This is a genomic window from Lentibacillus kimchii (genome assembly GCF_042666895.1).
GTDB classification, from domain to species: Bacteria; Bacillota; Bacilli; order Bacillales; family Amphibacillaceae; genus Lentibacillus; species Lentibacillus kimchii.
In genome coordinates this window covers 201,080-212,736 of the sequence record NZ_JBHTGR010000001.1, presented here as the reverse complement: position 1 = coordinate 212,736, position 11,657 = coordinate 201,080, and the positions used below count along the sequence as shown (strand labels likewise).

General features: G+C 43.6%; 12 protein-coding genes. All 12 read right to left on the bottom strand.

What is annotated here, in order from left to right; translation table 11 throughout:
- Positions 1-32: 32 nt before the first annotated feature.
- Positions 33-617, bottom strand: a complete 585-nt coding sequence (gene dpaB / locus ACFQU8_RS01140) for a dipicolinate synthase subunit B (protein WP_382357314.1) — start codon at positions 615-617, stop codon at positions 33-35.
- A complete protein-coding gene (gene dpaA / locus ACFQU8_RS01135) occupies positions 617-1,507 on the bottom strand; it encodes a dipicolinic acid synthetase subunit A (RefSeq protein ID WP_382357313.1) in 891 nt (296 codons plus the stop codon). The genes dpaB and dpaA overlap by 1 nt, the downstream gene beginning before the upstream one ends.
- Before the next feature lie 129 nt (positions 1,508-1,636).
- Positions 1,637-1,882 (bottom strand): YlmC/YmxH family sporulation protein, encoded by a 246-nt coding sequence (locus tag ACFQU8_RS01130; RefSeq protein WP_382357312.1) that lies wholly within the window; start codon positions 1,880-1,882, stop codon positions 1,637-1,639.
- 55 nt (positions 1,883-1,937) lie between these two features.
- On the bottom strand, positions 1,938-3,167 hold the full coding sequence (locus tag ACFQU8_RS01125; protein WP_382357311.1) for a M16 family metallopeptidase: 1,230 nt from the start codon (positions 3,165-3,167) through the stop codon (positions 1,938-1,940).
- 30 nt (positions 3,168-3,197) lie between these two features.
- Positions 3,198-4,154, bottom strand: coding sequence for a polysaccharide deacetylase family protein (locus tag ACFQU8_RS01120; protein WP_382357310.1), 957 nt, complete (start codon positions 4,152-4,154; stop codon positions 3,198-3,200).
- A gap of 93 nt (positions 4,155-4,247) precedes the next feature.
- A complete protein-coding gene (locus tag ACFQU8_RS01115) occupies positions 4,248-6,371 on the bottom strand; it encodes a polyribonucleotide nucleotidyltransferase (protein ID WP_382357309.1) in 2,124 nt (707 codons plus the stop codon).
- 115 nt (positions 6,372-6,486) lie between these two features.
- Entirely contained in the window at positions 6,487-6,756 is a 270-nt protein-coding gene (rpsO, locus tag ACFQU8_RS01110; protein WP_382357308.1) for a 30S ribosomal protein S15, read from the bottom strand.
- 125 nt (positions 6,757-6,881) lie between these two features.
- On the bottom strand, positions 6,882-7,826 hold the full coding sequence (locus ACFQU8_RS01105) for a bifunctional riboflavin kinase/FAD synthetase (protein ID WP_382357307.1): 945 nt from the start codon (positions 7,824-7,826) through the stop codon (positions 6,882-6,884).
- Between the two features lie 18 nt (positions 7,827-7,844).
- The gene (gene truB / locus ACFQU8_RS01100) at positions 7,845-8,741 is read right to left on the bottom strand and encodes a tRNA pseudouridine(55) synthase TruB (protein WP_382357306.1); all 897 of its coding nucleotides are present in this window, start codon (positions 8,739-8,741) and stop codon (positions 7,845-7,847) included.
- An 84-nt stretch (positions 8,742-8,825) separates the two neighbouring features.
- A complete protein-coding gene (rbfA, locus tag ACFQU8_RS01095; protein WP_382357305.1) occupies positions 8,826-9,164 on the bottom strand; it encodes a 30S ribosome-binding factor RbfA in 339 nt (112 codons plus the stop codon).
- A 39-nt stretch (positions 9,165-9,203) separates the two neighbouring features.
- Positions 9,204-9,482, bottom strand: coding sequence for a DUF503 domain-containing protein (locus tag ACFQU8_RS01090; protein ID WP_382357304.1), 279 nt, complete (start codon positions 9,480-9,482; stop codon positions 9,204-9,206).
- On the bottom strand, positions 9,479-11,653 hold the full coding sequence (gene infB / locus ACFQU8_RS01085) for a translation initiation factor IF-2 (RefSeq protein ID WP_382357303.1): 2,175 nt from the start codon (positions 11,651-11,653) through the stop codon (positions 9,479-9,481). Before infB ends, ACFQU8_RS01090 begins: the two co-directional genes overlap by 4 nt.
- Positions 11,654-11,657: the final 4 nt, after the last annotated feature.

Below are 11,657 nucleotides of genomic sequence, written 5' to 3'. Positions count from 1 at the left end.
GTTTGTTTCGTTTATTCTATCATATTATCATCTCAGTGAGGAATAATTACTGGCTGACGCTGCTGATTATTGAGTGCCGAAGCAACGGTGTCCTGTAATAAGGTCATATCTGAGACGAGTGAGTTCGGTTTCTTATAGGGATCATCCTGGCCATAAGGAATAAAGTAGAAATATTGAGTTGCCATAAGACGCATCAGATTAACACCATTTAATCCAAGAGCATCATTGGTCGATATCCCCAGCACAATCGGATTTTGATTCCTTATAGTTGCTTTAACAGCCATTAATACGGGTGTATCTGTCAGAGCATTGGCTAACTTGCTCATCGAATTGCCCGTTAAAGGGGCTACAACCATGCAATCAAGCGGCAGCTTCGGTCCGAGTGGTTCAGCCTCAGGTATTGTTTTAATAGCACGCTTCCCTGTGATAGACTCAATTTTTGCTACATGATCAGCTGCTTCGCCAAATTTGGTATCTGTATTCTGTACCGTATAGGAAACAATCGGGATGACATCTGCACCACTTTCCACTAGTTTTTCCAGCTGTGGAAATACTGCTTCATATGTGCAATGTGACCCTGTTATACCGAAACCGATTCGTTTTCCATTCAAGTTCATTAGCCATTCTCCTTCCGTTTAAAATCAGCTAAAAATTGTTTCACAACATCCGCCAGAATCTTCCCGGCGGTTTTTGGGGCAACAACACCTGGCAGACTTTTAGCTAACACTGCTTTAATACCGCGTTTTTGGGCATAGTCGAAATCTGTTCCGCCTGGTTTCGAAGCAAGATCAAAAATAATACCGTGCGGCGGCAAGTATTGAATAGCATCTTTCGTAACGACTTGAGCCGGGACTGTATTGATCAATAAATCGCAATCACGGGTATGCGCGTGCAATTCATCAAATGGGATAGCTGTGTGCCCCAATTCCGTTATTCTGGCTAAATCCATAATACTTTCGGCACAAACGGACACTTCAGCCCCTAAAGCCGCAAACTTGTTGGCAACCGTATTACCAACCCGGCCAAATCCAACCACAATAACACGTGATGCATGAATCGTATAGTCTGTATGTTCAATCGCCATCATAATGGTTCCCTCAGCCGTTGGAATCGAATTGTAAATAGCCACATCGTCCCGGTTAAGCAAGGAAATCAGCGATAGGTTGGTTTTATTAATGGCGTTAGTCAAATAGTCATTGGTGATGCCGGTGAAAACCACCGTTTGATCATTTAAACTGGCAAACCATTCATGCGTAAGTCTGATGGTTTGACTGGAAAAAACCGTTTCCACATAGCCATCCTGATCCGTCCCGGTAATTGGTAAAATCACAGCATCAAGCATTGTTTGTTCCAAATCGGCAAAGTCTGTCTGATCCAATCCTGTAAAGCCCTGCTCGAGTTTGTCAAAACCGACTAAATGAATGGAGACATCCGGCAATGTCTGCAACTGGCGTATTAATTCAAGATAACGGGCATCCCCGCCTATTACAGCAACGTGTTGCGTCATAACTGAAACTCCCTCCACACAGTGTTCCAATCGATACTCAAATATAGCTTATGTTCTTATGAATGTTTAGTGATTACGACACATAAAAAAACTGGCGCCATTTTAAATAGCACCAGTTTTTTATGTTTTTTACGGCAAATCGTCGCCGGCTTCGATCATAATCATATCTTCACCAATTTTACGGATCGAGGTCCAGCTGATTTTTGTTTCTGAACCTTCTTTTTTCAGACCGAACCATTTATAATTCGGGAGAACAAAAGATTCAATCTGTCCGGATGACTCGTCGATTTCGAGATCTGTCTGCCCCAGCACACCAAGGCGTGATCCCTGATTGATGTCTACAATCTCCTTAGAGCTCATATCTTTATAGCGCATTAAGCCACCTCCTGCACCGTCGTACATATATATGACAGGAGACAGGAAATGATGCTCAGGAAATAACCGACTCCGGTCCAATTAGTGCACTGGATGGGGCGGGACGGAGAACTGAATCAATCACGGAACGTAATTTATCATGTGTAACAGCATCAATTTCAGTAATCATATCATCCATTGAGCGATGCTTATTTAGCAATAACTCGTTCTGGCCATTGCGGCTCATCCGGCTGCTTGTACTTTCCAGGCTCATCATCAGATTGCCTTTCAGCTGTTCCTTGCTGTTAGTCAGTTCTTTATCCGTCAGGCCATTCTGGATAAGATCATCAACCGTTCGATTGATCGTCTCCCGCAGCTTTGGCAGCTGTTCTTTGCCAGTGCCGGCATAAATCGTCAGCAGTCCATTATCCAAAAAAGAGGCATGATAGGAAAAAACGGCATAAGCCAGCCCCTGTTTTTCCCTCACTTCCTGAAACAGGCGTGAACTCATACTTCCGCCGAGAACATTATTCAGTGTGATCAGGCTGTACATGTTTTCATCATCGACAGGCAGACCATGATACCCGAGGCATAAATGAGCCTGCTCGGTATCCTTCTGACGCTCAATTTGCCTGCCCAAAAATTCAGGGCGTTCCAGTCCGATATGCTTAGCCTCGCTCGCCTCAAAGCGGCTGAAATAGTCTTCAGCTGTCTGAATAAATGTATCATCCGCATTACCAGCAATGGAAACGACCACATTATCAGGTGTATAACGTTCATTGATATAGGTTTTCAGGGTTTCCGGTGAAAACGACTGCAGCTGTTTTTCTGATCCCAGTATCGGATAACCCAGCGGATGATCGCCAAATGAGGCATGTGCCAGCAAGTCATGCACCATATCATCAGGCGTATCTTCATACATTCTAATTTCCTCTAAGACAACTTTTTTCTCGCGTTCCATTTCCTCTTCATCAAACGTCGAATTAAAGAACATATCTGCCAGTATTTCCAGTGCTTCTTCTTTATGCGTATCCATAACTTTAGCATAGATACAGGTATATTCTTTCGATGTCATGGCATTAACCTGACCGCCAATGGCATCAAACGCTTCAGCAATATCCTGCGGCGAACGGGTGTTTGTTCCTTTAAAGAACATGTGTTCCAGAAAATGCGAAATACCATTAATATTTTCCGTTTCATTCCGTGATCCGGTTTTAATCCATATGCCAATCGTCACCGAACGAACGGACGGAATGCTTTCAAAAACAATCCGCATCCCATTTTGACTTGTATGTTTTTCAATCAATGTTCTGCCTCCTAATAAGCGGCCTAAAGACTATCTTTCGCTGCTTAGTAACGTATTAACCGTTCCAAAACGATAGCCGTCTTCTTCAATATGTTTAAGCAGTGAATCCAATCCTTCAGCAATTGACGCTGTTGGATGCATCAGCAGCATCGCACCGGGATGAATATTCCTATCCACCCGATTAAGCATAACAGAAACGGAAGGGTTCTTCCAATCAACCGTATCAACGCTCCATAAAATTGTTTGCATATTCTGACTGGCAGCCGTTTCAACAACCAAGTTATTATAATCACCACTTGGCGGGGCAAGCAATTGAGGCGTTTCACCTGTTATCGCTTCCAGAATATCGTTGGTCTGATTAATTTGTTTCAGGATGTCCTCCTGAGATAAACGGGACATAACTGGATGATTATAAGCGTGATTTCCAATCAGATGGTCCTGTTCCTCAATCATTTTGACGTAATCTGTATTGTTCTTCGCCCATTTGCCTTCAATAAAAAAGGTGGCTTTAACGTCATGTTCTTTTAACGTGTTTAAGATAGCCGGAATATGTTCTGTCCCCCATGCTACGTTAATTAATAACGAAACCATATCCTTATCCGAATGGCCGCGATAAACCGGTGCGGGCGGCAAGTCATCCATCGTTACGTCCGGTTCGATCTGGTCATAAACGAGCAATGTGTCCTCGAATCCATCCTGGTCTTGCATTTGCTCATAGGATTCATCAAGATTTACTTCCACGCCATTGCGTCCGGGCATTTTCTTCCAGACTTTATCAATTACCGCGTTTTGGGGATCTTCTTCATAGTCTTCGCTTTTATGTTTTATCTTATTATAGAGCGGATCTTTGTTTTGGGCTACACTTTCTACTGCATCAGAAAATGTGGCCATTTGTTTCGGCTCAAACGGACTGTCCATATAATCGAATGATACAGCAACAATCAGGATAAACACACATACATGAATTAACGAACGATAGCTATGCATCTTTGATCCCCCCTCATTCACACATATGTGAAAATGGACAGGTTATGATACATAAAAAAAGAAACTGGGTTTCCAGCTTCTTGTTTCGTCTGATTAAGACTGTGATTCTTCCTGTTCTTCGTTCTCTTCCCGTTCCTCTTTCAGTATCGCCCGGCGTGACAGATTAACGCGTCCCTGATTATCGATTTCTTTAACTTTAACTGTAAGCTGATCACCAACGGAAACGACGTCTTCAACTTTTTTAGTATGCTCTTCAGCCAATTCAGAAATGTGCACCAGGCCATCTTTGCCTTTAAACAACTCGACAAACGCACCAAATTTTTCAATACGTTTAACGGTGCCTGTATAAACTTGTCCGACTTCCACCTCTCGGACGAGATCTTCAATAATCTGTTTGGCTTTTTGATTCATCTCTGCATCAGGTGACGAGATGTAGACACCGCCATCCTGTTCAATATCGATTTTGACACCAGTCTCTTCAATGATTTCATTAACCTGTTTTCCGTGCGGTCCAATGACATCACGGATTTTATCCGGATTAATGGCCATTGTCATTATTTTAGGGGCATATTGTGACAATTCAGCTCTTGGCTCTTTAATCGCCGCCAGCATCGTGTCCATAATTTGCATGCGCCCTTTTCTGGCCTGTGTTAAAGCTTCTTCAAGAATATTCTTGGATAGGCCTTCAATTTTGATATCCATTTGCAGCGCCGTTATCCCATTTTCTGTGCCGGCTACTTTAAAGTCCATATCGCCAAGCGCGTCTTCCATACCCTGAATATCCGTTAAGATCGTATAATCGTCTCCTGATTTCACCAGTCCCATGGCTATTCCAGCAACAGGTGCTTTAAGTGGAACGCCTGCATCCATCATAGCCATCGTACTGGCACAGATGCTGGCCTGTGAGGTTGATCCATTAGATTCCAGCACTTCAGAAACAAGGCGGACAGTGTAGGGAAATTCCTTTTCGGACGGGATAACTTTTTCCAGTGCTCGTTCACCCAGAGAGCCATGCCCGATTTCCCGGCGTCCCGGTGCTTTAATTGGGCCTGTTTCGCCAACACTGAACTGTGGAAAGTTATAATGGTGCATAAAACGTTTGGATTCCTCGAGATCAAGGCCATCCAGCACTTGCACATCACCAAGAGCTCCCAATGTACAAACACTCAGTGCCTGAGTCTGTCCACGTGTGAACAAGCCTGATCCGTGCGTTCTCGGCAAAATATTAACACGTGATGATAATGACCGGATTTCGTCGACCCCGCGACCATCTGGCCGGACTTTTTCTTTGGTTATCAGACGGCGGACTTCTTCTTTAACCATATTATCCAAAATGGCCTTGACTTCTGAAATAACCGTCTCATCTTCGTCTTCGAAACCTGCTACCACATCATCTTTAACCTGGTCAATCGCCTCATCCCGGGCCTGTTTTTCCCTGGTCTGAATGGCTTCATGCAGTTTGCCCCGTGCTTCTTTATCCACTTTGGCAGTCAGATCTTCATCGGGTGTATCAACACTGAATTCCTGTTTTTTAACGCCAACCGCTTCAACAATCTTTTCCTGAAACTCAATCAGACGGATAATTTCCTGATGTCCGAACATGATCGCGTCAAGCATGACATCTTCAGGAACCTCCTGAGCATCAGCTTCAACCATATTGACGGCATCCTTTGTTCCCGCCACGGTCAAATCAATATCACTGTTTTGTTCTTGTTCAACCGTTGGATTAATCACAAATTCACCATCAACACGGCCAACATGTACACCCGCTATTGGTTCCGAGAATGGAAGATCTGAAATAGCAAGGGAAATCGAGGAACCAATCATGGCAGCCATTGGTGCTGAACAATCCTGGTCAACACTCATCACCGTGCTGATAACCTGAACTTCATTACGGTAACCATCCGGAAAAAGCGGGCGGATTGGACGATCAATCAGACGTGATGTCAGTGTAGCCTTTTCACTCGGCCGTCCTTCCCGTTTAATGAATCCACCGGGAATCTTGCCGACCGCATATAACCGTTCCTCATAATTAACTGTTAACGGAAAAAACGGCAAATCTTTGGGCTTGTCAGATCCTGTCGCCGTCGCCAAAATAACTGTGTCACCGTAACGGACCAAACATGCACCGTTTGCTTGTTTTGCGAGTTCTCCGGTTTCAATAGTTAATGGCTTACCGGCTATTTCCGTAGAGAACTCTTTTTTCTCTTCTACCATGCGTATAGCAACTCCTTTCTAAAACATTTACTGCTTTCATTTTATAGTTAATAAGCGCAAATGTAAATTTCATATGTGTAAGTAGAAAAGAAGCAGGATTTCTCCTGCTTCTTTCTTACCGGCGTAGGCCGAGTCTTTTAATTAAATCACGATAGCGTATGACATCTTTTTTACGCAGGTAGTTCAGCAGATTACGGCGTTTACCTACCATTTTCAAAAGACCGCGTCGTGAATGATGATCTTTTTGATGAACGTCCAAATGCTTGTTCAATGTCGTGATTTCTTCGGTCAGTACAGCAATCTGTACTTCCGGAGAACCTGTATCCGTTTCATGAACCTTATATTCATTGATAATCTCATTTTTACGCTCTTGTGTAATGGCCATCAGGTTCACCTCCATTATTAAATATAGCCCCATTCCCCCAGCAATCGCCGGAGTTACGATTTGCCGAGCGATGGTTTACTTAACCTAGCATACATTTTTTATGTTCAGAATGCAAGATGTTGCGATCATCTTTCGTGATAAAAAAAGTGTCTAATGGCCGTTTCATCTTTTTCCATTTGCTCAATCAGCTCTTCTCTGGTATCAAACTTAACTTCATCCCGCACATAGTGATGCCATTCCAGAACAAGCTCTTCACCATACAGATCTTTGTTATAATCGAATATGTTCACTTCAACAATGGGTTCATTCCGGTCTGCCGTAAAGGTTGGGTTATAGCCTAAATTGGCCATTCCTTCATAGATATTATTCTGCCAAACCACTTTCACAGCATAAACCCCGACTTTTGGCAGCAGTGCATCAGAGGAAATATCCAAGTTGGCCGTTGGAAAACCAATTGATCTCCCTCGTTCATCACCTTTTTTAACGGTGCCGCGAACACTCAGCGTCCGGCCCAGCAGCCGATTAGCTTCTTCCAGATTACCGGATTGCAGCAGTTCTCTTATGCGGGTGGAACTTATTTTCTGTTCATCAGATGTGACCTGCTCTATGATCGTTACATCGAATGCACCCCTTGAGTGATCTTCAAGAGTTCCAGCATTCCCTTTTCCCTTATGGCCATAGGAAAAATCAAAGCCAGCTGCTAAATGCTTAATATTCAATTGAATGATAAAGTGATCAATAAATGCCTGGGGGTCCAGAGAAGCCAGTGTTTTATCAAATGTAATAATGTATAGGCGGTCGACCCCGAGCTCCTGCAATATTTGCTGTTTTTCCGCCAATGGTGTAATGTACTGTACTTGCTGTCCATCGTTTTTTAATACACTGGAAGGATCCGGATGAAAGGTGATCACAGCACTCTCTGAATTCGACTGTCTGGCCTGTGTGACAGCTGTATTGATCACTTTCTGATGCCCTTTATGAATACCATCAAAAAAACCGATGGCAGCAGCCGTTTCCGGCAGTTTTTCCCCCGAAAAGGTATGAGGATACGTTAGTGTAATTGTCCGCAACTTTGTCACCTGCACTTTTTAGTCATCATGAAAAACGCGTAACGGTTTTATCATATGACTGTTTTTTTGATCTATTTCATACAGAGCGATAACTTGCTCATTAAACATGACCAGAAAAGGACCAGATTCCGGCAGTTGGGCGGGCTTGGTCAGTTTTTGACCGTGATAGACCCGTTTTTGTGTCTGTTCGTCAACTGTCGTACGCGGCATGTGTGCAAGACAGCTGCTGATGGGGAGCAACAGCTGCTTTTGTTCATTTAATTTGACAGCCTCTTCGATATCCTGGAATGTAACTGTATTCTCTTGGAGGATCGTTCCTGTCCCCGTCCTGTATAAAGCAGACATATGAGCCGGATATCCAAGTTTCTCACCAATATCAACACAGAGGGTTCGGATGTAAGTACCCTTTGAACAAACAACTTTTAGCCAAAACCGGTTAGCATGCTGCCTCGTCTCAAGCATGTCAAGCTGATGAATGACTGCCTGCCGCTCCGGACGCTGCACTGATTCATGATCCCGGGCATATTCATAGAGTTTTTTGCCATTAACTTTAACAGCCGAGTACATCGGCGCAATTTGTGTTATATTTCCGCAGAATAATTGTAACACGTTTTCGATTTCCTGTTGAGATGGAGACTTCGACACTGATTTTTTTTCAACTGTCCTGCCGTAACTATCTTCCGTTTCAGTAGCAGTTCCAAGCGTCACCTCTGTTATGTAGGTTTTATCTGTATCTGTCAAAAAAGGTGTCATTTTGGTCGCATGCCCGATACAAATCGGTAAAACACCTTCTGCTTCCGGGTCAAGCGTTCCTGTATGCCCAACTTTTTTCAATTGAAATAAGCGGCGCACTCTCGCCACACAGTCGTGCGAGGTCATGCCCTTTGGCTTCCATAAAGGCAAAATGCCATTCATATTACCAGCTCCAATTAGTCATAAACACTGGACAAGGAAAAATCTGACTCTTAAATGAGTCAGATTAACCTGCCATAATACTGCTTATTCATTCAAATCACGCAGTATTCTTTCAATACGATTGCCATATTCATAGGCTTCATCAAATTCAAATGTTATTTCCGGTGTCTTTCTCAGCCGTATGCGCCTGCCGATTTCTGAACGCAGGAATCCATTTGCTTTAGCTAATCCGACAAGCGTATCCTGTTTTTCTTTATCATCGCCAAACACGGTGATGTATACTTTGGCCTGCTGCAGATCACCGGTGACGTCCACGTCTGTTACCGTGACAAACCCGATGCGCGGATCTTTCAATTTTTGACCGATCAGCTCGCCCATTTCTTTTTTAATCTGTTCTGCGACACGATTGGCACGTATACTCAATTTAAATCACCTCAATCAACGGAGGCACATCTTGCTTTATCAGCGACGTTCTGTCTCCGTAATCGTACGTTCGATTTCAATAAATGTGTCAATCAGTTTTAGTGCGGCCTGAAGCACTTGCTCAGCATGTGTTTTATCAGTCGAAACTGTCACGATTCCGAACTTTGTCCGCTGCCATAAATCCTGATAATCCAGTTCGGTTACAGCAACATTCAACTCTTGACGCAGCTTAGCGGTGATGCGTTTAACAACCGAGCGTTTCTGCTTAAGTGAATGACTCTCATACAGCCAGCATTGCACCTCGGCATACATAATCATGTGCGCTCAATTTCTTCCATAACAAAGGCTTCCAGCGTGTCGCCCACTTTAATATCATTAAAGTTTTTAATGGTTATGCCGCATTCGTAATTCTGGGCTACTTCTCTGGCATCGTCTTTATAGCGTTTCAAACTGTCAATTTCACCTTCAAATTGAACGACACCGTCGCGGATAATCCGGACACCTGCATCACGTGTCACCTTGCCGTTCGTTATATAACTGCCGGCAATGGTTCCGATTTTGGATACTTTGAATGTTTCACGAACCTCAGCCTGACCAATAACTTTTTCTTCATATTCTGGATCCAGCATGCCTTTCATGGCAGATTCAACTTCCTCCATCGCCTTATAAATAACACGATGCAAGCGAATATCAACTTTCTCATTTTCTGCGGTTTTTTTCGTGCTGGCATCAGGACGCACATTGAATCCAATAACAATGGCGTTAGAAGCTGAAGCCAAAATGATATCGGACTCTTTAATGGCTCCTACACCAGCATGAACAATCTTGACATTAACGCCTTCAACGTCGATTTTTTCAAGTGATGATGCCAGGGCTTCAGCTGAACCTTGGACGTCAGCTTTAATGACAATATTAATTTCCTTCATCTCACCCTGTCTAATCTGTTCAAAAAGATCATCAATACTGACCTTGGCTGATTCTGTCCGATTTTCCTGGATATGCTGCTGCTGACGTGCTGCCCCAACCTGACGTGCTTTTTTCTCATCCGTAAACTTAAGGAATGGATCGCCCGCCTGCGGAACATCATTCAGTCCGGTAATTTCAACTGGCATCGAAGGATCGGCTGTTTTCACACGTTCTCCCTCATCGTTAACCATCGTCCGGACACGGCCAAATGTATTACCGACAACAACGGCGTCACCTACGTGTAAGGTGCCGTTCTGAACGAGTAGTGTCGCAACAGATCCTCTTCCTTTTTCCAGTTTAGCTTCGACCACTGAACCAGAAGCATTAGCATTTGGATTGGCTTTTAATTCTTCCATTTCAGAAACAAGCTGAAGCATTTCAAGCAGTTCATCGATCCCTTCCTGCTTAGTCGCCGACATATTAACAAATATTGTCTGGCCTCCCCAAGCTTCCGGAACCATTTCATACTCAGTCAGCTCCTGCATAACCCGGTCCGGATTAGCGCCTTCTTTATCGATTTTATTAACAGCAACAATGAGCGGCACACCAGCTGCTTTGGCATGATTAATAGCTTCTGCTGTCTGCGGCATCACACCATCATCAGCAGCGACAACCAATACCGCAATGTCGGTTACCTGGGCACCGCGGGAACGCATACTCGTGAATGCTGCGTGGCCCGGTGTATCCAGAAACGTAACTTTTTTACCATTCGTTTCAACTTGATAAGCACCGATGTGCTGTGTAATACCTCCAGCTTCATCAGCGGTTACTTTAGTATGACGAATAGCGTCCAGCACCGTTGTTTTGCCATGATCCACGTGCCCCATAATCGTCACAACAGCCGGACGTTCCACAAGATCGGCCGGGTCATCCTCCTCAAGATATTTATCAAAGTCTGTATCATCTAAAATAACTTCTTTTTCAACTTCTGTGCCAAACTCGTCGCATAATAATTCGACGGTATCGTCATCAAGGTCCTGGTTTTTGTTAGCCATGACACCAAGCGACATTAATTTTTTAATAATTTCAGCTATTTCTTTATTCAGCTTCTCAGCTAGATCACTGACCGTCAGCGTGTCGCTGTACGTTATTTTAGACGGTGTTTCCTTAACTGGCTTTTGCCGGCCTTTGGACTGCTGGGATTTTCCTGATTTTGAATGCTGCTGTCCGCCTTTTCGATTATTAGCCTTTTGTTTCTTATGTTTGGCTTGGTCACGTCCATTTTGCCGTTGTTGCTGACCTTGACCTTTTGATTGTTTATTGTTCGGCTGAGATTGCTGTTTGCTTTGATTTTGCGACTGTCCAGATGCGCTGTTTTGCTGTTGCTGTTCGTTTCCTTTAGTATCTGCAGCTGCTTCCGTTTTTCCCGAGGCAAACTTTTTATCCAGTTTTTCCATTGTTTCGGTTGAAACAGTTGACATGTGACTTTTAATATCATAATTTAAATCATTTAAATATTGAATGACTTCTTTACTCGACTTATTATTTTGCTTTGCATATTGATATATACGCATTTTGCTCATAGAT